This is a genomic window from Croceicoccus estronivorus (assembly GCF_001625325.1).
GTDB classification, from domain to species: domain Bacteria; phylum Pseudomonadota; class Alphaproteobacteria; order Sphingomonadales; family Sphingomonadaceae; genus Caenibius; species Caenibius estronivorus.
On sequence record NZ_JRQQ01000002.1, the window covers coordinates 177,933 to 199,399 of the forward strand.

Sequence of the window (21,467 nt, forward strand, 5' to 3'; positions counted from 1 at the left end):
GCAGACCCGTACCGGTCCGCGACAAGTGACTTCCGGATCGGGCCAAGCCTCATTCGTCGCCTGGTCGACCAATTGGATCGCCGGTCACCGCAACCCATAGGATATTCGTGGATACAAATGTTTCCAGGCGACATCACAGGTGAGCCCTTGTATCGAGAGTAGCATGTTCCGGTTTTTCTCAACCTCACGACAAATCGGACCCGATATCGCAATAGATTTTGGGACCGCAAACACCCGTGTCGTTCTCCGCAACGGTGGAATCGTATTTGAACAACCCACTGCCTCGTGCTTCTCAAGCAAGGGCGGCAGAGAGCTTTTTGTGTCAGCCGGCAGCGACGCATTCGCTATGCTTGATCGTGTTTCTGATGGGCTACATATCCGGCGCCCTCTGGCGCGGGGCGTCGTGCAGGATCTGGGCGCCGCCAGCGTATATCTGCAGTATGTCGTGAAAACCGTTATGGGGCGTTTGCGGCTCGGCCGTCCAAGCGCGATGGTCGGCATTCCGGCAGATGCTACGAAAGCAGAAGCTTCTGCCCTGCGCACGGTGCTCAGCGATGCGGGCTTTGGCAGGATCAGTCTTGTGAAAGAGACATACGCCGCCGCAGTCGGTGCCGGTTTAGACATCAGTGCTGCACGAGCATCGATGATCATTGAATGCGGCGCTGGGACCACTGAAATTGCCGTGTTCTCGATCGATGGCGAATGTCTTATTCGCTCCGTGCGCGGAGGAGGTCAGTCGCTCGACGAGGCACTGATCGAACATATGCGTGCCAGGCATCATTTCCTGATCGGCCTGCGGACCGCCGAACGGCTCAAACACGCCATCAGCCGACAAATTTCTCTGCGAGAAGGCGATTCTTCCGGAATTGGTGCCGACCCTTCTAATCATATGGTCGAAATCAAAGGAAGGGATCTGCGAACGGGTTTACCCGCTACCCGGCTGCTACCAGCTTCGGAGTTCCAGCTGGTATTCAAAAAGCATCTGGTTCCGATTGTCGAAGCAACCCGAGGTGTCCTCGCCACAATCAAGCCTGATCTCGCTGCGGACCTTCTATCCGGCAGCATCATTGCTACGGGCGGCTGCGCCTCAATCTCACTGTTGTCCGAAATGATTACAAGCGATACTGGGCTTCCGATAGAGGCGGTCAACGATGAAGCTCTGTGCGTATCAAGAGGGCTCGAAACCCTGATGGCAGGTTAATCACTGCCGGCTGCCTCTAACGATCTCGCCCCTATCCCTTCCGGGAAGCGCGTCGAGAACGGACCCTCTCGGACGGCTACAAACTACTTTTCGCTTCGCAAAGGCTGCTGGATGAACGTCTAGCCGCTATCGCGTTCATTCGGCCACAATTGACTTCTGGCAAGGCCTATCCCATCTTTCCAGCAATGCAGGTCAAGGTTTCCTCTTTGCGTTTTCGTCATCTCGGCGGACAGCTTCTCACGGGCATGTAACCCCGGGTTCTGGCGCGGTACGCCCTGAACTCGGGGCAGGACTCGACAGAACCTTGCATTGGACACGCAGTTCAGTGCGCCCATTCCGGGAAAGCCATCACCATGACACGCAAGACGACGCCAAAGCGACCATCCATTCACATGATCGACACACAAGCCGATATCCTGACCGACCTAGCCATCGGTGCGCAGGAACGCCTGCCGCAGGTCAGCGAACTTCTACTTGAAGAAATCGCGCGCGCGAAAGTTCACAGCGCCGGGCGGATATCCAAAGACGTCGTCACCATGAATGCCCAGGTGGAATTCGTCGACGAGGCGAGCGGTGCAACGCGGATCGTGCAACTGGTCTATCCTAGGCATGCCGACATCGCGGCAAACCGGATATCCATTCTGACGCCGGTCGGCGCCGGACTGATCGGGCTGCGTGAGGGCCAGTCCATTCTCTGGCCGGACCGCGTGGGACATGAGCGTAAGCTTACCATTGTAAAGGTACATCAGAGTGCTTACGACGAAGAGGTGACGCACTGATGCGCTTGCCAGCAGGTCGAGCCGCGGCCCCGATGCTGGTCAGAACAGGCCGTGGCTTCCCGCAGCGGCGCCCAGCAGCGTCACTACCGCCAGCAGCAGCAGAATTCGATGCATTCGCTCCATGCGCCTGAAATCCCTCCCCGGGTCAGGCGAATTCTGCATGCGCCGGTGTAGAAACAGCGGCTCGACCAGGAACAGCATCGCGAAGAAGATTGCCCACAACCCGACCATCGCGTGCATCCACCAGAATTGCGGATAGGTGAAACGATCCCACATTTGCGCGCGATGGATCATCCAGAAGCCGCTGGCGCCGGCGAGCAGAACCCAGGTCCGGGCTTGCGGCGCAAAACGGCCTTCGATCCGGTGGAATTCGGCAAGCCGGTCATCCGGCGCCGTCGAGCCGCGAATGGACGGCATCACCACAAGCGTGACGAATGCCACCCCTCCGATCCAGAAGAGGACTGAAAGGACGTGGATCGCGCGCGCTATGATGATGTCGTCCATCTGCCTCTCCCTCAGGCGGCGAGCAGTTCGTCAGCAGGTCCGAAGAACTCATAGTGGATGCGATCGGACGCGACGCCCGCCAGCGACAGGGTGGAAACCGCATGGCGCAGGAACGGCCGCGGTCCGCAGATATAGTAATCGGCCTCGGCAACAGGCGTATTGGCGACAAGCCATTCATCGGTGATGATCCCAGCTTCGTCGTAATCCAGGCCCTTCACCTCGTCGGCCAGCGGCGTCTGGTGGAAGTCAACAACCTGCACCGTCTTGCTGTTCTCCGTTAGTACGCGAATGTGGCCACGCATGGCATGCGTTTCCCTGTCGTGCGTCCCGTGAATGTACTGCACCGGGACTTCAGCGCCGCTCGCCACAAGAGCTTCGAGCATCGCCACCATCGGCGTCAGCCCGACCCCGCCCGACAGCAGCACGACCGGCCGCTCGTTATGTTCGCCGAGGAAGAATTCGCCAGCCGGCGCCGCGACTTTCAGGATCATCCCAACCTCGGCTTCGTCATGCAGCCATCCCGAAGCCAGGCCTTGCGGTTCGCGTTTGACAGAAATTCGGTAGGTCTCACCGTTCGGCGCGGAAGAGATCGAATAGTTGCGCTTGACCGGCGGATGGCCGGGAATCTCGAACCAGAAGGTGAGATACTGGCCTGGTTTGTGCTCCATGACCGGCCCGCCATCGGCGGGGCGCAGGATGAAGGAATTGATGACACTGCTTTCCCGGATGACGTCGTCCACACGGAAGTCGCGCCAACCGTTCCAGCCACCCGTCGTTTCCTTCTGCTCGGTATAGATGCGGTCTTCGCGTGCGATCAGGATGTTGGCGAGGAACCAGTAGGCTTCGCCCCAGGCTTCCAGAATCTCCTCCGTCGCGGCATCGCCCAGCACGGCCTTGATCGCCCCCAGCAGGGCTTCACCGACATGAGGGTAGTGGTCGGGGAGGATCTGCAAGCCGACATGCTTCTGCGCGATCCGCTCGACCGCAGGCGCCAGCGCGCCGAGATTGTCGATATTGCTGGCATAAGCGAGGATCGCGCCCGTCAGTGCACGGGGCTGCGAACCGGCATCGCCGTGGTGCGACTGGTTGAACAGGTCGCGGATTTCCGGGTTTTGGAACATCCGCGAATACATCTCGTGCACGATATCCAGACCATGGGCTTCGAGGGCCGGAACGGTGGCCTTGACGAGCGCAATGGTGTGATCGCTGAGAGGCTGCGACATCAAAATCTCCTGTGATTGAACTGGGAACTGGAAAAGGAATGCGCGGATCAGCCGCCGGGCGGCGGCCGATCGTAGAAATCGACCTGCATCTTCATGGGGCCAAGCGGCGTCACGAAATGCGGCTGTTGCGGCAGGATGAGGCCGGGTTTGTCGGGTGTCAGCACGACATCCGAAGGCGGATCGAGATAGGTGAGTTGCAACTCTCCTTCGATGACGCGGATCAGCCCCCAGACGCCAGCCTTGGTATCGTGGCGGGCGCGCAAGGCGGCCGGAAGTGTATCCTGGTCGAACACCGGCGTGGACCGATATGGGCGGATGTCGGCCATCGTCATGCGACCTTGCGGCTGTCGCCCGCGTCGGGCCGACGGTCCAAGCGAAAAAACATGGCCAGTTTCAGGCTCTCGGCGATCCGCGCAGCCTTCTCCTGGAGGGCGAGAGCCGCGACCGGCTCCATCTGCTCATCGGTCGCCTGCTTCCACAAGCCGAGCCAGCGGTCGAACAGTTCGGGCGTGATCCTGCTCCTGTGCTTCATATGCGCGGGAACAGGTTGTCCCTTGTAGCGCCCGCTGGTGAGCATCACCGATGACCAGAAGGCGGTCAGCTTTTCGAGATGGTGGGGCCAGTCATCAATGGCGTCATTGAAAATCGGACCGAGTTCGGCGTCCGCCCGCACCCGAGCGTAGAAGGCATCCACCAATCGGGCGAGGCCTGCTTCGTCGATCTTTGTGGTGCTGGTCACGACTCGTACTCCATTCATGCATTGGAGATACATTTATAGAGGCCGTTTGAAAGATGCAACGAAAATGCATATTAATGTGACGGGGTCGATTGAGAGGTTTGATGGAGCGAACATGAAGCTGACGCTGTTCACGGATTATTCGATACGCGTGCTGCTTTACCTTGCGGCAAGGCCCGACCGGCGGTGCTCGATCGCGGAGATCGCACGGGCTTATCGCATCTCGCAAAACCACCTCATGAAGGTGGTGAACGACCTCGCCCGATCTGGCTATATCGATAGCGTCCGCGGCCGTGGTGGCGGCATCCGCCTCGGCAAGCTGCCCGAAGAGATAAATATCGGCGCACTTGTCCGGCACACCGAGGAAGGCTTCGACCTTGTCGATTGTCCAAGCTGCGTGGTCGCGCCCGCTTGCGGCATGACCGGCGTGCTCAGGGAAGCCGTTTCTGCTTTCCTTGCCGTGCTGGACAAGTATTCGCTCGCGGACCTCATGCAAAAGCGCGGCGATCTCGCGCGGCTTCTGTCGTCGGCTGAATGATTATAGAACTTCGGTCCCTACGGACGCTCCAACAGAACAGGGCAAGGCTCCTATTTCTTTCCAAACTGGCCTTTGGCCATATCCGCCAAATCGTCCATCGGATTCCCGTCGCCATCACGGTCGAGCAGGCCGATCAGACTTGATGGGTCGTTCTTGATCGCCTCTGCAAACTGCCTCAGAAAACCCTCGCCTCCGATCTGCTGGACAATGGACGAAAACGTGCCGGTATCGAGACCGGTCTTAGCGGCAACCAGCTCCACCGTATCTCCACCCGTCTGATGCGTCTGCCCGTAATATTGGACGGCCAAGCGCAACCGGCCAGCCTTTCGGCTACACTTGGATGGTTCACGCCAGTGGCGCCAGCCCGAAAGGTTATCGTTCGGTCCGCCTTAAACTGCTCGATCCAGCGGAAACCGACGCTTTGAATATTCCGCTGTGCAGCCTTCAACCCGATGGCAATCAAACCAATCGCGGCACACTCTTCATGCAGTGCGGGGAGGGCGACAAAGCAACCATCGTCGGACCGGACATGACAATCGACCTGATTGTGCAGCGAGATCCGGATCCCGGCACTCCGATTGACGAACCGGTACTTTTTGGTCTCGCGGTTACGCTGCCCATGTCCGGAGTGGTCGGCCTTTATGCACAGGTAGCACAACGACTCGGCATCGCTCCGCGCCAGCAGATATAACGCAGGATCATCGATCCGGATTTTCTTACATCAACATACCCCAAACAACGAGGCATAGCGCCAAGGCCACTCCCAGCGCGGAGACAACAACAACCTGAGTAGGGTGTAGCCTATCGAGATAATGGTCTCGGCTTAGCTGCCTATATTGTCGCGTGATCTCGGGATTCGATGCAATCATTGCCTGATCCATAGCGGACGCCTCCCGTTTCAGATAACGGAGGACCTCCTCTAGTTGCTCATCATTCAAACTCGGATAGCTTGCAATGATGCCTTCAATCTCTCGTCGGCGGTTGCTTCCATCGACGGCATTATTGGATTCTTGTTTCATGTGCTGTGCATTCTCGAAAATGCAGGGTAAGCCTGTGACCGGCTGCCCGAAACGCCTCTTCATTCAGGGTATGCCCGCGTGGGGATTCACCCTGCTCGCGCAATGGCGCGAAGAAGAACGAGAAGAAGGGCGATTGCGATCAAGACGATCGCGAACTGGACCTTTTCCATTGGGCGAAGTCGGTCAATGTAGTGCTCCCTGCACAATTGCCGATATTGCGGGCACAGTGTCTCGTCGGAAGTGATAATGTCGATATCGCGTCCGGATGCTTCATTCCTGAGATATTGCAGAACCTCGCCAAGCTCATCGTCGCCAATTTCGGGATAGCGGGCGATGATGCGACTTATTGCTGTTCGCGTCGGCTCCGGATCGAAACCATCTGTATCGAAATTTTGCACTGCTCTGCTCGCATGACGAATAACAGTCCGTGACCGCGGCCACGGGATGAATCGTCATACGAACGGAGGCGCTCTGGGATTGAGCGGAGTATGCCGCGCAACAGATCGAATCGGCGGACCAGTTGACCACTGCCACGAAATACCGTGACCACGGTCCGCAGCGGCGATGCTTGGCGCGAGGGATAAAGACGGTGTGAAGACAGGAGGCGCAGGGGTATCCGAACGGAGCTTTTGCTGAGCAGCCGTCTGTTCTCTGCAACCCAGTGCGACATCTGAGGTAAAGGCGCTGAATGCCGACCCCGATTGGGAAGCGCTCGGCGCGTCACTCGGAGCAAAAGCATGAAAGAATACGACCAGCAAAAGCGCTAGCGCTACACAGCGCCAGATCGCCTGTAACTTGTCGTATCCGGTAATCATGATCCTGATGCGTTAGCGCATTGCTCCGCCCATGGTCCAGCCTTTCAAGAAGCGTCCATGGAAGCTGCGAATATGCGCAGAACTGAACTCATCCGTAGAGCTTCGTATCAGCGTTTCGCATCGGGCTTGGCCCCGCTGCTTTCCGCGTCAGGCAAGGCTTTTGGACGTTCTTCCTTGCCAGCTGGCTTGCTGTGATCTTTTCTCTTTGGCCTCCGTTCTCCCGAACGATAACCCAGGATGGCAGCCAGATGATGATGCATTGCCTTACCTCTTTACAATCCAGTGCTCGAAACTGCGTGGAATAGCGGGCAATATGTGGCTTCGCCACGGAGCCCACAGCAGCACACGCGTTTACAGCAATGCCGCATCCTGATAGATTTTCTCGGCTTCAACAACTCTGGGGATTGTTACACCGCGTGCGAACGACAAGCGCCTTAAGAAATCCTAACGGCCTCGCATTCCTGTCGGCAAGCTGGGTGTTGCTGCTGGTCATTTTCGTCTTCGCGCTGATTCCGGCAGGTTCTGCCCAATCCAAAGCTTTCGGTTCGGCATTCGATCCTTCGACAAGCGTCGTTTCACTCAAGCAGACGCCCAAGCAGCTTGGCGAACGGAGAACTGTCGTCGAACCAGACAACCAGCCTGACAGTACAGTTTGGGTTGGCGTCCCCAGCATTGTAAGCTTCCAGCAGATCGATCGCATCGACGATCACGGCTCGCGCTGGTCAATTCCGCCGCTTGCAAGAAATCTTGCGGCAGGAATGCCGACTTTCTCCCATCACGTGCGGGCACCCCCAGCCAACTGACATCTTCGACTGTGTCCGGACTCCGGAAGACGCCTCGGATGTGCCCGAGGTGTCAGGAGTTGTGTGTGGAAGTGGCTGATGAATGGCAAGAAAAGACGCCCGCCATGGTGGTTCAAGCTGACCATCCTTGTCGGCATGGCCGCAGCCGTAAGCCTCGTGGTGGCGGCGGTCGCCCTAATCGAATGAACTGAAGGCCGGACCTCGCCCATCGCGGCAGACCGGTCATGGAGAACGAATGGCGCATCACTCACCGCTGATCGCAACGATCGTGGCAGGTCTCGTCGTGGCCTTCCTCATGGGCGCTCTCGCGCACCGTCTCAAGGTGTCACCGATCGCGGGCTATCTTCTCGCTGGCGTGCTTGTCGGTCCGTTTACGCCGGGCTTTGTGGCCGATGTGGGGCTTGCCAACCAGCTTGCTGAAATCGGCGTTATCCTGCTGATGTTCGGCGTCGGCCTGCACTTCTCACTGCGTGACCTGCTCTCGGTGAAGAAGATCGCGGTGCCCGGCGCCATAGTACAGATCCTGGTCGCCACCCTGTTGGGTATGGGACTGGCTCATGCGCTCGGCTGGACCATCGTCGCCGGTCTTGTCTTTGGCCTTGCCCTATCTGTGGCCAGTACGGTCGTGCTGTTGCGCGCTCTGGAAATTCGCAGTCTGGTCCAAACCGAACGTGGACGCATCGCCGTTGGCTGGCTGATCGTCGAAGATCTCGTCATGGTGCTGGCACTGGTTATGCTTCCTGTGCTTGCTGGCATCGCCAAGGGAGACGGGCAAGCCGGTGCGAGCACCATTCTGCTTCCATTGGCCATCACGTTTCTGAAAGTCGCGGGCTTCGTCGGGCTTATGTTGCTCGTCGGACGTCGGATCATACCCGCCACTCTGCATTGGGCCGCGCATACCGGATCGCGCGAACTGTTCCGGTTGGCCGTTCTGTCCATTGCCTTGGGCGTTGCGTTCGGCGCTGCCTATATTTTTGATGTTTCCTTCGCGCTCGGCGCCTTTTTCGCCGGCATGATTCTGGGAGAATCGCAGCTATCGCGAAGGGCGACCGAAGAAACCCTGCCCTTGCGGGATGCGTTCGCAGTGCTCTTCTTCGTATCGGTCGGCATGCTGTTCGACCCGTCCGTGGTGATTGATCGACCACTTCCCCTGCTGGCGACAGTCGCCATCATCGTGCTGGGAAAGTCCTTGGCCGCATTCGTGATCGTTCGCTCGTTCGGACATAATAATACCAAGGCGCTGACCATCGCGGCCAGCCTGGCGCAGATCGGCGAATTTTCCTTCATTCTGGCGGCACTCGGTACCCAACTCGGCGTCTTGCCGCCTGACGCACGCGATCTGATTCTTGCGGGCGCGATCGTCTCGATATTCCTCAATCCCTTCATTTTTTCCGCCGTTGTCGCGCGGCAGGGAGATACGGGAAAGATCGAACCCTTGTCGCAGCCCGAACCCGCCAAAGGACACATCATCCTCGTCGGCTATGGGCGGGTCGGAAGTCTGATCGCCGGAGAACTGAAGAAGGCCGGCAGATCGCTTGCGGTCATCGAAGAGCGGCCAGACCCTGTCCGGCAGGCGAAAGCAGACGGCATTGAATGCCTGAGCGGTAACGCGCTGGACCCGCTGATATTGCGGGCGGCGGGCATCGACGACGCCAGTCATCTGTTACTCGCGATTCCCGAGGGGTTCGAAGCCGGTGCGATATGCGAACACGCACGCAAGCTGAACCCCGATACGCATGTGATCGCACGAGCTCATTCCGACGCGGAGGTCGAGCATCTACAGCGACTTGGTGTTCCGGACATCGTCATGGGTGAGCGAGAAATAGCAGCGCGCATGCTTTCGCTTGCCGCTCATCAGCTCCAGTCGTCGCCAGGGAAAGGATGAACCGTCCGCAATGCAAAATCACATCGTTCATGACCCGAACGGGCCGGACCTTGAATTCGAGGGAGAATTGCTTCTGAAAGAAAATCACCACGACACCGGCTTCGTCGAAATATACAAAACGGCAGGCTCTCAATATGTGGTGAAACAGAACCTCTCATCCCGCCCAGGTTCTGTCGTCCTTCACGAGGTCCGGATTTACGAGACCCTGCGGGAAACAATCGAAAGCCTTGGTTTTGGAAAGGGCGCGAAGTCCATTGCTGCTCTGCTCGATTGTCCTTTGACCAAACAATTGGATTGATCGGCTTACAATGCCCACAATCACGACCCTGGATGTGCGTATAAGCGGTATGCTGGCCGAGTTCGTCGCCAGCAATATAGGTGAAGGCGGCGCCTATACGAATGTCCGCCATCTTGTCCGTGCTTCCATCCTTCGGATTAACTCCTGAAACGTGGTTGGCTTCGAATTTGGATGCCTTTTTCAAATCACGGGTGCATGTTTTGACCGGATGTCGCCTTTCGGGCCGGGCCTTCGGTTTGCACCGGAGCTGACGCCCAGGTTAGCTCGAACGCCGACGAAGCAAGGGAAGCATCCGCACGAGAATCTCATCCTTATCGAACAAATGATGCTTGAGAGCACCAAAGACATGGAGAGCAAGAACGACGTAGTTCGCTTTGACCAGGCAAGCTCTATTACGAACACAAGGCGGCGGACAACATTCTCGGGCAGCAGATTCTGACATCTCTAGGGCTTCTGCATTTCGGCTGGTTCGGCGGCGAAGCGATTAAAATCGCCTATGGCTTGCTGGGCATAGGGCTTGCCTATCTGGCGGTTGGCGGCGTCAATATCTGGCTGGCGCGGCGGCGGGACAAGGGGCGTCCGGCAACCCATTGCGAACGCCTCTGGACCGCAACCGTCTGGGGACAACCCGTCGCAGTGGCATGCGCCGCGTTGGTGGCGTTGTTTAGCTTCCCTGGTCGCGCCCTTGATCTGGACTTGGAATATGATCAGCATTGCGGCGCTTGGCGCGGCCACCCTGTTTCCACCCGCAACGCTGTCACGGACCGGGCGTGCTGGAACGAACGGACTGTTGATCGCCCTTGCCGTCATCCATCCTCTCGTCATGGAAAGCGGATACAGAACGGCCTGGATCGTCGATGGCATTCTCGGACTCACTGGGCTTATCTTTTCGGCGACGATTATCGAAGCAAGGCCTTCCCTTGATAAAAACTGCGCGAATTGATATATGTGTTTAGACACATAAACGCATAGGTGACTTATGGGCGAGCTGGCTCGGTGGAGTTTGAAAGTATCGCGGGAAACGGACATTGCACTTCGGACTTTGCTTGCCACGCGCGGCGGCAAAAAGGGCGATATGTCCCGGTTCGTGGAAGATGCGGTCAATCGAGAAGTGCTGCGAGAAACCGTTCGGGATATCCAGGCTCGCAATGCAGATGCTGATCCGGATGAGTTGGAGCGGCTGATCGATGAAGAGGTCGGCGCCAGTCGGCAGTCTTTCTGGTCACAGGGCCATCACTAACACGTGCGCGTCATTCTCGACACCAATGTACTGTTGAGTGGACTCATATCCCCCAACGGGATCCCTGCCCGACTAATCGAAGCATGGCTGGATCGCAGGTTTGTGTTCGTCAGCCATGCGCTCCAAATCGATGAGATCCGGGATGTCTCCCGGCGAGACAAGATACGCGCCCTGGTCCGCCCCGCCGAGGTTGGGCGATTGGTGAACCAAATTGGACTGGTGGCGGACATGCCCGCCGACCTGCCCCATGTGAGGCGCTCGCCCGACCCACGGGATGATTTTCTCCTCGGCCTATGCGACGCCGGGAGAGCCGATTGGCTCGTCACGGGAAACAAGGACGATCTGCTCGCGCTCGAACGACATGGATCGAGCCGCATCGTCACCGCCGCCGCTCTGGCTGATGAACTGCGCATTGGCAAAGGGCGATAGCTTCAAATTCAGCTCAGATAGGGCATAAAGTCCAACCCTATGCCGTCAGAATCAGCGGATCGCAACTGGACGTGAAACTGTGCCGTGGCCTGTTGGAAAACGTTGGTTTTCGGTGTTGCTCGATGTTAAGTTCGAAAGTGCAAAGACGCAGCTAGATGCCTGTATAAAATGGGAATTTCTTCTCGAAATTCCCTTCTCTTAATCAGCGGGTCCTAGGTTCGAGCCCTAGTGCGTCCACCACTTTTCTTCCTTTACAATCAAGAGTTTACGTCGAGGCCGGCGACAAGCTTGAGCCGCGGACGGCTCTCACTGTGACCATTTTTGTGACCTAGGCTTTCCAGCTTTTCCGGGCAGTTAGACTTTTTCGTGTCTGTGACCGGATTAATCAGCGGGTCTGTGCCCGGTAAAATCAGCTGGTCGGCATAGGGCTGGAGGTGCTTCACCGACATGTGCGCATAACGCCGCACCATCGACTCCGATTTCCATCCCCCCAGCTCCTGAAGCACCCAGGTGGGCACATCATTCTGCCGGAGCCAGGTCGCCCAGGTGTGCCGCAGATCGTGCCAGCGAAAATCCTCGATCCCGCAGGCCTTCAATGCGCCGCGCCAGGTCCGCGTATTCGCATTGGCAAGGCGCTTGCCCCGAAATGTGAACACATGAACCGGATGCTTGCCCTTCTGCCGCCGTAATACGCCAAGGGCCGCCTCGTTCAGGGGCACGCCGAGCGCCTCCCCGTTCTTGGTCTCGCCATATCCGATCGTGACGATGCGCCGGGTCATATCGACCTGATCCCATCGCAGATGGAGTATGTTGCCCTGACGCAGGCCGGTCGACAAAGCGAACAGCACCACCTCGCGCTGGTGTTCAGGAAGCCGACCCATGAGCTCAGCGGCCTGATCATGGGTGAGAAACCGCACCCTGACCCGGCCACTGCGCGCATAGGTCTTGAACGCCGGCACATGCGCGATCCATTCCCATTCCCGCATCGCCTTCCGGAAGATCGCGCGGATGAGCGCGACATAGAGATCCTTGGTGCGATCGCTCTTGCGGGCGAAATGGCGCGATATGAGCCGGTCGATCATGTCCCTGCTCACCTGATCCAATGTCTTGCCACGCAGATGCTTGGTGAACCACCGGATCCGGCTCACATCGTCCCGGTAGGACTTCTTGTGTGCCTTCTCCTTCAGCCACCGCAAAGCCGCCTCGTCCCAAGTCCGTTTCGGCTTCTGCTTCAGCCTGGCAAGGTCCCACAGCTCGGCCTTCAACTTGTCGTGAAATTCGAGCGCCTTCAGCCTGTCGGTCGTTCCAGTAGAGCGTCTAATGAGCGTTCCGTCAGGTGCTGTGAGCTTGACGTAGTATTTTCCTGCACGTTTCCAGAGTGCCATAATGCCTCCTTTCGTTGGGCACCTGACTGCATTCGTGCAGGCGCAGAGTAGCCCGAGCGAATCCACGCGACAAGTTCGCCTTCCAGAAAGCGCCACTGGCGCCCGACGCGGGCCGCCGGAATGCGGCCCTCGGCCAGCAAATTGCGGATGGTGTTGGGGTGCACCTTGAGCAGCGCCGCCGCTTCCCGGATGGTCAGAACGCGCTCGGCTTCCTCGCCCATGGTCAGACCTGCAGCACCAATTGCGCGGTCATGCCTTCGGCGTCGGGGAACAGCATGGCGCTGAGCGGACAGAAGGGATCGTCGATCCGCACCCGCCAATATTCACGGGGAGGCTCGGTGCGCGACAGGCGCTCCCAGGCATCGCCGATATGCTGCCAGCCCAGCATGACCCGGAACGCCGGAGCGTTGTCGTTGACCCGGTTATCATTGGGCACCAGACGGATCGCGCGCTGGATCGACAGGGTGTTGATCTCCCCTTCCCATCCGCCCTGCTTCGAGCGCCGGAAGCGACCGATCGTCCGCTTGCGGGTCATGTCCCCGCCTCCATGTCCTTGCGCGCCTTGGCAAAGGCACGATCGCTGGCCAGAAAGCTCTCGAGCATGGCGGGCACAAGGTCCGCCACTTCGGCCTTGTCGCCATAGGTCCGGTTGTAGATCGTCGCATAGTCGCCGAGCGCCTGGGCGAGATCGGGCGTGATGGTGATGGCCAGTTTGACCGGTGTCCGGTCGGGCAGTTTGGCGAGCTTGAGCATCGCGGCTCTCCTTGTCTAGCGAGCGCCCGCCCAGGGCCGCAGCACGATGTCCTTGTGGACGATCACGCGCAGCGGCCATCCGGGACGGACGGTGATGGTGGGCTGGATATTGAGGTTCTTCGAGACGATCTGCTGCCCCGCCTGATTGGCGGATTGCTGGGTCGATTGCCGGATCGCGCGGACAAGATCGCTCTCGTCGCTGCCGAGCGTGAGTTCGGTGCCGACGCCGAGCAGCGTCGAGAGCGCGACGCCCTTGAGCAATTGCCAGCTATGGAAGTCGACCTTGTCGGCGAGGCCCGCATAACCGGCACTGTCGGTGGCAGGCAGATTGTCTATCTGGACCGAACTGCCATCGGGCAGGATGATCCGCTGCCACACCAGCAAGGCGCGCCGCTGGCCGAAAGCCACGACGCTGTCATAGCTGCCGATCAGTCGCGAGCCTTGCGGAATGAGCAGGATACGCCCGGTCACGGTATCGAAGACCGGTTCGGTCACTTGCGCCACCACCATGCCCGGAAGATCGGAATTAAGCCCCGTCATCAGGCTGGCGGCGATGACGCTGCCCGCCATCAGTTGATAGGGCGATGCCGGGATCTGCAGCGCATGGGCATTGGTGATGCCGGCCGACGCCTGGCTCCCGACAAAGTCGAGCTTGCGCTGTTGGTTGTTCTGGTCCCGCTCCGGATCGAGCGCGAGACGCCCCGCCTGCTCGCTCTGGCCTGGCGCTGCGCTGCCTGTGGGCGTGCTGTCCGCACCTGTGACCGGCGCCGCTGCACCCCGCCCAGACGACTGGACCATGACGCCTGCTTCGCGGGCCTGCGCCGCCTGGGCAGCGATCCGCTGACGCTCAGCCTCGGCGGCCTGCTCCTCCATGGTCATAGACGGCGGCATGGCGCCCCGATCGGTTGCCGGATCGATACCGAGACCACGCTGGTGCTCGAGGATCGGTCGACCCAGATCGCCGGGCAGCGGATCGCCCAGCACCGGAACACCGGGCGGCAACTCGCCATAGGTTCCCGGCAGATTGGCGACGGCATCGGCGGGCGTGCGCCGGTCCGCAACAGCCTTCTCATCACCGGTGGCGACCACCTGCAACGTCTTCGGCCCCAGCGCCATCCAGGCGACACCGGCGATGGCGAGCGAAGCACAAGCGGCTCCGCCGATGATCACACCGCGCCGGAACCTGACGACGCGCCGGGGGGCGGCGCGCAGGACGAGCCTTTCCGCATTCTGCTTGGACGGTTCAGGCGGCTGCGCTGTGGATTCACCGCCAAGACGCGGGTCCGGACCCGCGTCATCCTTGTCAGGCTTGCTCATGGGCGTGGCCTCCCCTGCGCCGCATCGGTGCGGGAAATGCGCACGACAGCCTGCGGGTCTTCGCCAAGCCGCAGCTCAGCGGCGCCAAAGAGGCGATCGACGATGTAGTGATTGCCGCTGACACGGTAGTTGACCAGCTGGCTTTGCCCGAGCGGCCCGACCACGAACAGGGGCGGCGCCTCGCCCTGGTCGAGCCGGGCCGGAAACTCGATATAGACCTTGTTGCCATCATCCCATGCCCGGACGGGGCGCCAGGGCGGATTGTCGCCGGTAATGGCATAGCGGAAGCGCAGATCGGTGAGTGCGACATTGTCCGCCACCGGCCGCGCCTCCTCGGCACGTTCGTTCTGCCTCTGCAAGGCCAGCAGCCGATCCTGCGGGTAAGTCCAGCTGATCGCCGCCATCGCGGTCTTGTCGGTGCTTTCGAGCGCCAGATGATAGGCGCGCCGGTCGGTGGTGATGACCATATTGGTCGCGAGCCCCGAGGCGAAGGGCTTGACCAATATGTGCGCCCGGGCGGTCTCACCGGCGCCGCTCGAGGTATCACCGATGACCCAGCGCACGGTATCGCCTGCCGAAACCGCCACGAGCTTCTCGCCGGGCTGGAGCGCGATGTCGCTCACCTGTCCCGGGGCGGCATAAAGGCGATAGAGCGCGCCGTCGGTCCAGGGGTAGACCTGCACGGCATTGATATAGCCTGCGCTCGACGGTTCGCGCGTGGCCGCACGGTTCGCCGCTTCAACCCGCGCCGTAGGAGGTCCGACCTCAGTCCTGACCGATGGCGGCGGGAGAAGCTGGCCCGGCAAGGGCAGCGGCACGGGTGTTTCGACGATCTCGATGGGCCTGGCTGGTTCAGCCTCAAGCACGGCAGGCCGGAATTGCGCGCTGTCCAAAGCGATCGCAGGTGGCGGCGTCTTCCCGGCACAGGCAGAAAGCAGCACCATTACGGGAAGAGACAGGGAAAGACGGGAGGTCATGGACGGGCTCCTTTCTGTTCTGGGTCGGCAGCCATCGGGGGCGCGGCGGCAGGGACTGGGGGCGCAGCAAGGTCAGCTGCTTGCCCCTGACGCCGCGGAGACGGGGATGGCTGGCCATCGAGTTCGCGGGCCCAGTCGATCGCATTGACGAACAGGCCGAGCGGGTTCTTGCGCAGGGCATCGGCCGTTTTCGGCGGTTGCATCGTTACGGTGAGCATGGCCGTCCAGCGTTCGGTCTTCGCCAGACTGCCGCGCTCATAAATGCTCTCGGTCCATTTGACCTGAAAGCTGCTATCCGAAGCGCGCACCACGCTTGTCACCTGGACCGAAACGCTGCGCTGACCGATTCCGGCGAAAGGATAATTCGACCGCGCGTACTCGTTGAGGAAGATCGCCGCCCGGTCGGTGGCGAAGTCATAGGCATCGAGCCAGTTGCGCTTCACCAGCACCGGATCGGTCGATACCGAGCGGACATTCGATATGAAGCGCCCCAGATGCCAGGCGACCTGCCCGTCGGTGGGCTGGTAGTTCTGGATTGCCGGGGCAACGCTGCGCGCTTCGCCGAGACGATCGACTTCCACCACATAGGGCGCGACGCGGCTTTGCATCGACTGCCAGACATTCGCACCGATCAGGACGCCGGTGAGACCGAGGCAGGAAAAGGCGACAAGCCGCCAGTTCCGGGCCTGGACACGGGCCGAGCCGATACGCTCATCCCAGAGTTGACCTGCACGCTGATAGGGTGTCTCGGGCTGGGGCGTCACCCCATAGCGCTGGATCGATCGCTTGAAGATCATGGGGTTTACTCCTTCTCGCTGAGGTTGGGATTTGCGCCGCTGCCGGGCCGGTCTCCGTCGCGCAGCGCCTGCATCGCCATGTGCCGGCGATGACGGGCGGTTTGCTCGGAGCGCAGGCTCTGCGCCCAGGCAGGCATGCCGGCAGGCGATGTACCTGCCCCGGCCGCCGGCCCTGTGCCGGACGCGGGCCGTGTCGATGAGGTTTGCCCGGCGTTCCAGGCGGCCTGCCGGCCCTTCTCCACACTGGATCGAAGCGGCGTTGCGATGCGCGAAGCGGCCGCTTTTGCGCCTTGCGATGCAGCGCCTCCGGCAGCGGTGGCCAAACCGCCAAGGCCGGCACCGATGCTTGCGCTCCCGGCGGTTTCCTGACCGAGCCGGTAGGCGCTCGAGGCAGCCGAACCCATCGCGGTTCCGGCCCGGATCGCGCCCATGCCACCCCGTCCCGCCATCATCGCGCCGCGCGCACCGAGCATAGCAGCGCCGCCGGACATGATCGCAGCGCCCGCCACCGTGCCGACAGCAGCACCGGCGCCGAGTTGCGGTGCGCCGGAAACAAGGTCCGCTGCAATGCGTCAGTCCGGCACTTTCCGCCTGCATGACGGCAGCGATCCAGGCTTGCGGCACGGCGAAACGCTGTGAGGCTTCGACAATGATCGGCCGCCAGCGCTCCACTGCCGGAGTGATTTCCACGACCGGCTCGGGCGTTTGCGCCAGGCTGGCGGACGGCATGACGAGGGCCACCAGAAGCGGCGCGGCGAGGCGGATCAGCGCAGCCATAGCGGCATCGCCTTTCCGATCAGCGCATCCTCATCGACCGGCCCGAAATAGCGCCCGTCGAAGGAATCCGGCGCATCCATGAGCAGCAGAACCCGGCCGCCACGGAGCCGCTCGCAACCGTTCCACCATGGGAGCGGACGGCCCCGTGTGTCTGCGCTGCGGCGAGCGGCAACCCATGAGCCGTTGATGAAAATATTGCGCCCCAACGCACAGACGTCATCGCCGCTTTCGGCCGCGATGCGCTTGAGCAGGGGCACGTTGGCAGGCAGGTAGCGACGCTTCGCGGCCATCGTCCGGACGTTGCGCGGTGTCCTTGCCAGCACCATGTCGCCGGTGTGAAGCCGCGCATGGGGATCGATGCGCCAGAGCCCGACCGGAGCGCTCGCCGAAGCGTTCCAGACCAGACGCGGCGCGGGGCGGACGGCAAAATCGAGCACGGCCGCCAGCCCCAGAAGGGCAAAGCCGATCATGCTCGCTGCCAGCACCGGACGGCGCCGGGCGCGCAGCTGGCGTGCGAGCGGCGGGTCCCATTCGAGCAAGGGCGCAGGCGCGGGGCGCGGCAGGCGGGATACGCGCGGTTTACGCATCGCCCGCCTCCTTCCCGGAAACCCCGGGATGCAAACCGGCGAGGGTGCGGCGCGACCAGTCGTCGAGGTCGTCGATATGATAATTGACGCGGCCGCCATGCCGCCGGTAGCGCGGCCCCTCACCCCGCCAGCGCATATTGGCCAGCGTCTTGGCCTGCATGCCGAGATAATGCGCGGCCTGCTTGGCGTTCAGAAACGGGCTGCCCTTGCGGGCCTTTCCGGCCCGGTCGAAAACGTCGTCATCCATATAAGCGATCCTTTCCTGACCCAGGCGGACGGATCGGGACCGCCCGCGATGAGGCAGGAAAATGCGGGCGCGGCGCAGCGCCCGGCAGGGTCGATTCCGCGTGCATCGCTTTTCGACCCCCTCGCCGGACAGCGAAGGCCCCGCGCCGATGGGGACGCGGAGCCTCGCGAGGCGATCAGGCGGCTTCGTTGACGATCACCGCCAGCACGTCGTCATCGTCCTGACCGGCAGCGCGGCCGAGATTGGCGTAGATCGGCCATTGTGCGATCTGCGGATGGAAGATGCGCAGCGAGATATAGGGCTTGCCGGTCTCGCGCGAGGTCTTGACCCAGCCCGCGCCCAGCTCGTTCGCGCCGCTGAAGATGCGGAAGTCGGGCTGGCGTTCATGCGCCTTGGCGGGGTTGGGGACGATCTCGATGCCGACCGGATTGCGGCGTCCGAGCAGCGCGATTGACCCACGCATTTCGTTGGTTTCGGGGTTGCGGGAAACGATACCGAGAGTGGACATGGAATGCTCCTTCATCTGTTCGCCGGAGCCGATCCCCGGCGATGCCGGGACCGTGATGGGCGCGGGAGAAGGGCCGCACCCAAAGGGCCGCAGCGCAGCGAAGGACCGGACTGGCCGGGCTATTTTACAAGCGAAGCGGGCGCGAGGAGCCGCGTTTACGCGGCGGGGAAAATAGGCAGGCCAGCCCGGTTGCGCGGCCTTGGCCCGCGCCCATAGGTCAATGAGGCAGCCGGGGCCGCTTCCGGCCCTAACAGTTTGCGGGGCACTGCCTGAATCGCGCCGGTGGCTCCCGAACATGAGCCTGAAACCTGTGCGTATGGATCGCGAATGCTCGGATTCCATCCTGGCCGGCGACCAGGGCGATGCCGCGCCCGAAAGCGTCGGCAGCGCCGGACTGGGCGTCAAGCGGCAGCGGCGAATGGAGCCGTGCGGACTCACCGCCTAGCGCGGAAGCTGGTAGCGAATTCGCAGGGTCGCGCCCTGCCCCGATGGCGGCGCATGGACGATCTGATCGCCGCCGCGCATTGCTGTGCGCATAACCGAACAGCAGGCGGGCATGCGGTGATCGGGGCCGGGATAGCCACCGACATTGCGATGCAGTTCGCCGGAAATCACTTCGATAAAGGCAAGGCCGCGTGCCTCGGCCCGCGCGATCTGACGCTCCAGTTCGATGCGGAATTCTTCGCTTTTCGGCATATGCCCTCCCCGTGCTCAGGCGATAGGGCAAAGCCCTGCCGGACAAAAGACATGCCGCCCGCGCGCGATCCGAAGGATGCGCGGGCGGCGAATTTTTCAGCGGTCGCAGCAACGAAACCGGGGGCAGCGATGCGCTGCCCCCTTGCCAGATTATTCCGCTGCTATGGCGTAAGGATCGATCTGCGGCATCGGCACCGGCAAGCCTTTGATGAGCGGCTCGACCTGCTTCCATTTCGCCAGTGTCGCAAATGGCCTAACGGTATAGCTGCTGGCCGGGAAACGCAGCCATTTGGGCACCCAGCCCTCAACCGGTTTGCGGCCATTGGCACCGTGCAGGCAATCGCGGATGATCGCCTTTTGCGTCTTCACCTTTTCCGCGACATTGCCGTCCGCGATTCCCTTGCCCGCCACTTCGCGCAGCAACGCATTGACCACCTGCCGGTCACGAATGAGGTCGAACAGCGCATCGTCCGGCGTCCAGAAGCGCGCCATATCCACCTTCAGATAGCCGCCGACCGCTTCGACGATGGCGCTGCCCGCCTGCATCGTCTCGCCCATGACCACGGCGAGGATTGTCATCACTTCATGATCGCCAAGGCCGATGAGCCGCGCGAAGATTTCTGTGAGATCGTCGCCGCCTCCGGTTGCATTGGGCGCGTCGGGCGGGAAGTCCAGCAAAGCCAGAACCATGCGGCGTTTCTCGTCGAACAGCGTTTCCGCGGCGCTGGTTTCAACACTTTCGGCAATGGCTTCATTGCGGACATGCTGGTCCTCCACCCGCACATTCCAGAGCGGCGAACCGGCAATGACATGCGCGACCATGAGCCGCAGCGCGACGGCGGGATGATCGGTCAGCACAGCCCGCGCGGCGGCGTGGCGGTGCAGATCGATATAGGTCTGCAAGGGACCGGTCGTCTCGCTGCGCTGGTCGCGCGCCGCCTGCCGGTCGGCTTCGGTCCTGCCGTCTTGTGCTTCGAGCGCGCGGGCTTTCTTCGCGTCCCGGCCCGACAGCCAGCCTTCATGGCATTCGACTTCGCCCTGATGGCTGATGCTGATGAAGACCTTGCCGCCCTTGTCTCTGGGCGTGCGCTCATATTCCCATGAATGGAAATATTGCCCCGGCTCCATCACCTCTACCTCGCTCCAGCCTTCGGCCAGAAAGGCGTCGCGCTTCGCTGCGATGGCGGCATTCTGCGCGCGCCAGAACTGGTCGCTGTCGGCGAATACGCCATCCTCCCCGAACAGGTCGGCAATGATCCGCCCCTTGTAGGTTTCGAGCGGAAACAGAGCGTGTTTCGTGGAAATCGACACGCCGCCAAACAGCCATGACTTGAGCTGGTGCCCGGTCGGGCAATAATCGTCCTCACTGTCGAACAGCGCCAGCCATGCCTTCTGCTGCGCCTTGGTGGCGAGGGTCAGGTGGCGAATGCTGGCGGCGTTGATCTCGCCTTCGCGATAGAGAGTGCGGATGCGGGGAAGCAGATTGCCGAGCGCCAGAACGCGGCGGGCATGAAGATCGGTCAGCCCGAAGGTCTGGGCGATCTGTTCGACGCTGCGCCCTTCTTTCTGGATCAACCGGGTAAAGCTTTCCCATTGCGCCACCTCGTCGGGATCAAGACGGGCAATATTCTCGATCAGCGAGGCTTCGAGCGCGGCGGCATCGTCGCCTGCTTCCATGATCGCGTATGGGAGCGCGTCGGCCTCCCCGCCTTCCCTGGCTGCAAGTGTTGCGGCATGGAAGCGCCGCGCTCCGGCGACGATGGCGAACATGCCGTGCCTGCCCTCGTCTTCGCCCGCGCGCACGATCAGGGGCACGATAACGCCGCGCGCCTTCACCGTGGCGAGAATGTCGGACACGTCGGGCGGCTTTGTCCCGTGCCGCATATTGGTCTTGCTGACGAACAGCTTGCCAAGATCGATATTTGCCAGTTGCATGAGAATTCACTCCTTTTC

The 21,467-nt window shown here is 61.2% G+C and carries 31 protein-coding genes and 1 pseudogene; 13 read left to right on the forward strand and 19 right to left on the reverse strand.

Translation table 11 applies throughout. From position 1 onward, the window contains the following. Window positions 1–163: 163 nt before the first annotated feature. Together MB02_RS04000 and rnk are read left to right on the forward strand one after the other, a co-directional pair. The gene (locus MB02_RS04000) at window positions 164–1,201 is read left to right on the forward strand and encodes a rod shape-determining protein (RefSeq protein WP_067532878.1); all 1,038 of its coding nucleotides are present in this window, start codon (window positions 164–166) and stop codon (window positions 1,199–1,201) included. Between the two features lie 353 nt (window positions 1,202–1,554). Further along, window positions 1,555–1,980 (forward strand): nucleoside diphosphate kinase regulator, encoded by a 426-nt coding sequence (rnk, locus tag MB02_RS04005; protein ID WP_067532881.1) that lies wholly within the window; start codon window positions 1,555–1,557, stop codon window positions 1,978–1,980. 39 nt (window positions 1,981–2,019) lie between these two features. On the opposite strand, the gene MB02_RS04010 is transcribed toward rnk, so the two are convergent. From MB02_RS04010 to MB02_RS04025, 4 genes are read right to left on the reverse strand one after another with little or no spacing between them, the layout of a single operon-like run. Then, window positions 2,020–2,484 (reverse strand): hypothetical protein, encoded by a 465-nt coding sequence (locus MB02_RS04010; protein ID WP_067532884.1) that lies wholly within the window; start codon window positions 2,482–2,484, stop codon window positions 2,020–2,022. Between the two features lie 11 nt (window positions 2,485–2,495). After that, entirely contained in the window at window positions 2,496–3,707 is a 1,212-nt protein-coding gene (gene hmpA, locus MB02_RS04015) for an NO-inducible flavohemoprotein (RefSeq protein WP_067532887.1), read from the reverse strand. Window positions 3,708–3,754: 47 nt separating this feature from the next. Continuing rightward, window positions 3,755–4,033, reverse strand: coding sequence for a DUF1971 domain-containing protein (locus tag MB02_RS04020; RefSeq protein WP_067532890.1), 279 nt, complete (start codon window positions 4,031–4,033; stop codon window positions 3,755–3,757). Between the two features lie 2 nt (window positions 4,034–4,035). Continuing rightward, window positions 4,036–4,479, reverse strand: coding sequence for a group III truncated hemoglobin (locus tag MB02_RS04025; protein ID WP_067532893.1), 444 nt, complete (start codon window positions 4,477–4,479; stop codon window positions 4,036–4,038). Between the two features lie 79 nt (window positions 4,480–4,558). Between MB02_RS04025 and MB02_RS04030 the strand changes: the two genes are divergently transcribed. Beyond that, window positions 4,559–4,981, forward strand: a complete 423-nt coding sequence (locus MB02_RS04030) for an Rrf2 family transcriptional regulator (protein ID WP_067532896.1) — start codon at window positions 4,559–4,561, stop codon at window positions 4,979–4,981. Window positions 4,982–5,031: 50 nt separating this feature from the next. Here MB02_RS04030 and MB02_RS04035 read toward each other — a convergent pair whose 3' ends face one another. Then, window positions 5,032–5,295: a hypothetical protein gene (locus tag MB02_RS04035; RefSeq protein WP_156495407.1), complete on the reverse strand. Its 264-nt coding sequence runs from the start codon at window positions 5,293–5,295 to the stop codon at window positions 5,032–5,034. Between the two features lie 26 nt (window positions 5,296–5,321). Here MB02_RS04035 and MB02_RS04040 point away from each other — a divergent pair, with 26 nt between their 5' ends. Further along, window positions 5,322–5,672: a hypothetical protein gene (locus MB02_RS04040; protein ID WP_067532902.1), complete on the forward strand. Its 351-nt coding sequence runs from the start codon at window positions 5,322–5,324 to the stop codon at window positions 5,670–5,672. Between the two features lie 414 nt (window positions 5,673–6,086). Here MB02_RS04040 and MB02_RS04050 read toward each other — a convergent pair whose 3' ends face one another. Beyond that, window positions 6,087–6,398, reverse strand: a complete 312-nt coding sequence (locus tag MB02_RS04050; RefSeq protein WP_067532908.1) for a hypothetical protein — start codon at window positions 6,396–6,398, stop codon at window positions 6,087–6,089. Between the two features lie 833 nt (window positions 6,399–7,231). On the opposite strand from MB02_RS04050, the gene MB02_RS04055 reads away from it, so the two are divergent. The 7 genes and pseudogenes from MB02_RS04055 to MB02_RS04085 all read left to right on the forward strand — a co-directional run bounded on the left by MB02_RS04055 (window position 7,232) and on the right by MB02_RS04085 (window position 11,470). After that, a complete protein-coding gene (locus MB02_RS04055) occupies window positions 7,232–7,618 on the forward strand; it encodes a hypothetical protein (RefSeq protein ID WP_156495408.1) in 387 nt (128 codons plus the stop codon). A gap of 235 nt (window positions 7,619–7,853) precedes the next feature. Continuing rightward, on the forward strand, window positions 7,854–9,503 hold the full coding sequence (gene ybaL, locus MB02_RS04060; RefSeq protein ID WP_067532914.1) for a YbaL family putative K(+) efflux transporter: 1,650 nt from the start codon (window positions 7,854–7,856) through the stop codon (window positions 9,501–9,503). Continuing rightward, on the forward strand, window positions 9,463–9,801 hold the full coding sequence (locus MB02_RS04065; RefSeq protein WP_170304625.1) for a hypothetical protein: 339 nt from the start codon (window positions 9,463–9,465) through the stop codon (window positions 9,799–9,801). The genes ybaL and MB02_RS04065 overlap by 41 nt, the downstream gene beginning before the upstream one ends. A gap of 453 nt (window positions 9,802–10,254) precedes the next feature. Then, a pseudogene (locus MB02_RS18150) lies at window positions 10,255–10,302 on the forward strand (hypothetical protein); the annotation flags it as partial. Window positions 10,303–10,504: 202 nt separating this feature from the next. After that, window positions 10,505–10,744, forward strand: coding sequence for a hypothetical protein (locus MB02_RS04075; RefSeq protein WP_067532924.1), 240 nt, complete (start codon window positions 10,505–10,507; stop codon window positions 10,742–10,744). Window positions 10,745–10,780: 36 nt separating this feature from the next. After that, entirely contained in the window at window positions 10,781–11,041 is a 261-nt protein-coding gene (locus MB02_RS04080) for a ribbon-helix-helix domain-containing protein (RefSeq protein ID WP_067532927.1), read from the forward strand. Between the two features lie 3 nt (window positions 11,042–11,044). Beyond that, window positions 11,045–11,470 (forward strand): putative toxin-antitoxin system toxin component, PIN family, encoded by a 426-nt coding sequence (locus MB02_RS04085; RefSeq protein WP_067532930.1) that lies wholly within the window; start codon window positions 11,045–11,047, stop codon window positions 11,468–11,470. 257 nt (window positions 11,471–11,727) lie between these two features. Here MB02_RS04085 and MB02_RS04090 read toward each other — a convergent pair whose 3' ends face one another. Genes MB02_RS04090 through MB02_RS04125 form a run of 8 tightly spaced genes read right to left on the reverse strand, consistent with a single transcriptional unit; the run spans window position 11,728 to window position 17,190 of the window. Continuing rightward, the gene (locus tag MB02_RS04090; protein WP_082825956.1) at window positions 11,728–12,855 is read right to left on the reverse strand and encodes a tyrosine-type recombinase/integrase; all 1,128 of its coding nucleotides are present in this window, start codon (window positions 12,853–12,855) and stop codon (window positions 11,728–11,730) included. Continuing rightward, on the reverse strand, window positions 12,759–13,076 hold the full coding sequence (locus MB02_RS18155) for a helix-turn-helix domain-containing protein (protein WP_067532936.1): 318 nt from the start codon (window positions 13,074–13,076) through the stop codon (window positions 12,759–12,761). Before MB02_RS18155 ends, MB02_RS04090 begins: the two co-directional genes overlap by 97 nt. A gap of 2 nt (window positions 13,077–13,078) precedes the next feature. Then, complete coding sequence (locus tag MB02_RS04100) at window positions 13,079–13,390, reverse strand: DUF736 domain-containing protein (RefSeq protein ID WP_067532939.1); 312 nt, start codon at window positions 13,388–13,390, stop codon at window positions 13,079–13,081. Further along, on the reverse strand, window positions 13,387–13,608 hold the full coding sequence (locus MB02_RS04105) for a DUF2274 domain-containing protein (RefSeq protein ID WP_067532942.1): 222 nt from the start codon (window positions 13,606–13,608) through the stop codon (window positions 13,387–13,389). The genes MB02_RS04100 and MB02_RS04105 overlap by 4 nt, the downstream gene beginning before the upstream one ends. Before the next feature lie 15 nt (window positions 13,609–13,623). Beyond that, window positions 13,624–14,925 (reverse strand): TrbI/VirB10 family protein, encoded by a 1,302-nt coding sequence (locus MB02_RS04110; protein ID WP_067532945.1) that lies wholly within the window; start codon window positions 14,923–14,925, stop codon window positions 13,624–13,626. Beyond that, complete coding sequence (gene trbG, locus MB02_RS04115) at window positions 14,922–15,902, reverse strand: P-type conjugative transfer protein TrbG (protein WP_067532948.1); 981 nt, start codon at window positions 15,900–15,902, stop codon at window positions 14,922–14,924. Before trbG ends, MB02_RS04110 begins: the two co-directional genes overlap by 4 nt. After that, window positions 15,899–16,699, reverse strand: coding sequence for a conjugal transfer protein TrbF (gene trbF / locus MB02_RS04120; RefSeq protein ID WP_067532951.1), 801 nt, complete (start codon window positions 16,697–16,699; stop codon window positions 15,899–15,901). The genes trbG and trbF overlap by 4 nt, the downstream gene beginning before the upstream one ends. A gap of 5 nt (window positions 16,700–16,704) precedes the next feature. Further along, entirely contained in the window at window positions 16,705–17,190 is a 486-nt protein-coding gene (locus MB02_RS04125; RefSeq protein WP_235829416.1) for a hypothetical protein, read from the reverse strand. On the opposite strand from MB02_RS04125, the gene MB02_RS17925 reads away from it, so the two are divergent. Then, window positions 17,189–17,338, forward strand: a complete 150-nt coding sequence (locus MB02_RS17925; RefSeq protein ID WP_235829417.1) for a hypothetical protein — start codon at window positions 17,189–17,191, stop codon at window positions 17,336–17,338. The two genes, MB02_RS04125 and MB02_RS17925, sit on opposite strands and share 2 nt — an antisense overlap. Window positions 17,339–17,463: 125 nt before the next feature. Here MB02_RS17925 and MB02_RS04130 read toward each other — a convergent pair whose 3' ends face one another. The 3 genes from MB02_RS04130 to MB02_RS04140 form a co-directional block, all read right to left on the reverse strand. Continuing rightward, window positions 17,464–18,063 (reverse strand): S26 family signal peptidase, encoded by a 600-nt coding sequence (locus MB02_RS04130; RefSeq protein ID WP_067532954.1) that lies wholly within the window; start codon window positions 18,061–18,063, stop codon window positions 17,464–17,466. Then, window positions 18,056–18,310 (reverse strand): helix-turn-helix transcriptional regulator, encoded by a 255-nt coding sequence (locus MB02_RS04135; RefSeq protein WP_067532956.1) that lies wholly within the window; start codon window positions 18,308–18,310, stop codon window positions 18,056–18,058. Before MB02_RS04135 ends, MB02_RS04130 begins: the two co-directional genes overlap by 8 nt. A gap of 175 nt (window positions 18,311–18,485) precedes the next feature. Further along, window positions 18,486–18,818 carry a DUF736 domain-containing protein gene (locus MB02_RS04140; RefSeq protein WP_030540676.1) on the reverse strand — a complete coding sequence of 111 codons (333 nt, stop codon included), beginning with the start codon at window positions 18,816–18,818 and terminating at the stop codon, window positions 18,486–18,488. Between the two features lie 295 nt (window positions 18,819–19,113). Between MB02_RS04140 and MB02_RS17610 the strand changes: the two genes are divergently transcribed. Further along, the gene (locus MB02_RS17610; RefSeq protein ID WP_156495409.1) at window positions 19,114–19,263 is read left to right on the forward strand and encodes a hypothetical protein; all 150 of its coding nucleotides are present in this window, start codon (window positions 19,114–19,116) and stop codon (window positions 19,261–19,263) included. Here MB02_RS17610 and MB02_RS04145 read toward each other — a convergent pair. Both MB02_RS04145 and MB02_RS04150 read right to left on the reverse strand, forming a co-directional pair. Continuing rightward, entirely contained in the window at window positions 19,260–19,514 is a 255-nt protein-coding gene (locus tag MB02_RS04145; RefSeq protein WP_067532967.1) for a hypothetical protein, read from the reverse strand. The genes MB02_RS17610 and MB02_RS04145 overlap by 4 nt on opposite strands. Window positions 19,515–19,664: 150 nt before the next feature. Next, complete coding sequence (locus MB02_RS04150) at window positions 19,665–21,449, reverse strand: ParB/RepB/Spo0J family partition protein (RefSeq protein WP_067532969.1); 1,785 nt, start codon at window positions 21,447–21,449, stop codon at window positions 19,665–19,667. Between the last annotated feature and the right edge of the window lie 18 nt (window positions 21,450–21,467).

What these genes read in the sequence shown, in the direction of transcription:
- MB02_RS04110 (WP_067532945.1), bottom strand. Translation starts at nt 14,925, where the DNA reads ATGAGCAAGCCTGACAAGGATGACGCGGGTCCGGACCCGCGTCTTGGC.
- MB02_RS04125 (WP_235829416.1), bottom strand. Translation starts at nt 17,190, where the DNA reads ATGTCCGGCGGCGCTGCTATGCTCGGTGCGCGCGGCGCGATGATGGCG.
- MB02_RS04140 (WP_030540676.1), bottom strand. Translation starts at nt 18,818, where the DNA reads ATGTCCACTCTCGGTATCGTTTCCCGCAACCCCGAAACCAACGAAATG.
- MB02_RS04105 (WP_067532942.1), bottom strand. Translation starts at nt 13,608, where the DNA reads ATGCTCAAGCTCGCCAAACTGCCCGACCGGACACCGGTCAAACTGGCC.
- MB02_RS04130 (WP_067532954.1), bottom strand. Translation starts at nt 18,063, where the DNA reads ATGCGTAAACCGCGCGTATCCCGCCTGCCGCGCCCCGCGCCTGCGCCC.
- rnk (WP_067532881.1), top strand. Translation starts at nt 1,555, where the DNA reads ATGACACGCAAGACGACGCCAAAGCGACCATCCATTCACATGATCGAC.
- MB02_RS04080 (WP_067532927.1), top strand. Translation starts at nt 10,781, where the DNA reads ATGGGCGAGCTGGCTCGGTGGAGTTTGAAAGTATCGCGGGAAACGGAC.
- trbG (WP_067532948.1), bottom strand. Translation starts at nt 15,902, where the DNA reads ATGACCTCCCGTCTTTCCCTGTCTCTTCCCGTAATGGTGCTGCTTTCT.
- MB02_RS04135 (WP_067532956.1), bottom strand. Translation starts at nt 18,310, where the DNA reads ATGGATGACGACGTTTTCGACCGGGCCGGAAAGGCCCGCAAGGGCAGC.
- MB02_RS04010 (WP_067532884.1), bottom strand. Translation starts at nt 2,484, where the DNA reads ATGGACGACATCATCATAGCGCGCGCGATCCACGTCCTTTCAGTCCTC.
- MB02_RS17610 (WP_156495409.1), top strand. Translation starts at nt 19,114, where the DNA reads ATGAGCCTGAAACCTGTGCGTATGGATCGCGAATGCTCGGATTCCATC.
- trbF (WP_067532951.1), bottom strand. Translation starts at nt 16,699, where the DNA reads ATGATCTTCAAGCGATCGATCCAGCGCTATGGGGTGACGCCCCAGCCC.
- MB02_RS04000 (WP_067532878.1), top strand. Translation starts at nt 164, where the DNA reads ATGTTCCGGTTTTTCTCAACCTCACGACAAATCGGACCCGATATCGCA.
- MB02_RS04025 (WP_067532893.1), bottom strand. Translation starts at nt 4,479, where the DNA reads ATGTATCTCCAATGCATGAATGGAGTACGAGTCGTGACCAGCACCACA.
- MB02_RS04150 (WP_067532969.1), bottom strand. Translation starts at nt 21,449, where the DNA reads ATGCAACTGGCAAATATCGATCTTGGCAAGCTGTTCGTCAGCAAGACC.
- hmpA (WP_067532887.1), bottom strand. Translation starts at nt 3,707, where the DNA reads ATGTCGCAGCCTCTCAGCGATCACACCATTGCGCTCGTCAAGGCCACC.
- MB02_RS17925 (WP_235829417.1), top strand. Translation starts at nt 17,189, where the DNA reads ATGATCGCAGCGCCCGCCACCGTGCCGACAGCAGCACCGGCGCCGAGT.
- MB02_RS04090 (WP_082825956.1), bottom strand. Translation starts at nt 12,855, where the DNA reads ATGGCACTCTGGAAACGTGCAGGAAAATACTACGTCAAGCTCACAGCA.
- MB02_RS04040 (WP_067532902.1), top strand. Translation starts at nt 5,322, where the DNA reads ATGGTTCACGCCAGTGGCGCCAGCCCGAAAGGTTATCGTTCGGTCCGC.
- MB02_RS04075 (WP_067532924.1), top strand. Translation starts at nt 10,505, where the DNA reads ATGATCAGCATTGCGGCGCTTGGCGCGGCCACCCTGTTTCCACCCGCA.
- MB02_RS04145 (WP_067532967.1), bottom strand. Translation starts at nt 19,514, where the DNA reads ATGCCGAAAAGCGAAGAATTCCGCATCGAACTGGAGCGTCAGATCGCG.
- MB02_RS04020 (WP_067532890.1), bottom strand. Translation starts at nt 4,033, where the DNA reads ATGGCCGACATCCGCCCATATCGGTCCACGCCGGTGTTCGACCAGGAT.
- MB02_RS04030 (WP_067532896.1), top strand. Translation starts at nt 4,559, where the DNA reads ATGAAGCTGACGCTGTTCACGGATTATTCGATACGCGTGCTGCTTTAC.
- ybaL (WP_067532914.1), top strand. Translation starts at nt 7,854, where the DNA reads ATGGCGCATCACTCACCGCTGATCGCAACGATCGTGGCAGGTCTCGTC.
- MB02_RS18155 (WP_067532936.1), bottom strand. Translation starts at nt 13,076, where the DNA reads ATGGGCGAGGAAGCCGAGCGCGTTCTGACCATCCGGGAAGCGGCGGCG.
- MB02_RS04100 (WP_067532939.1), bottom strand. Translation starts at nt 13,390, where the DNA reads ATGACCCGCAAGCGGACGATCGGTCGCTTCCGGCGCTCGAAGCAGGGC.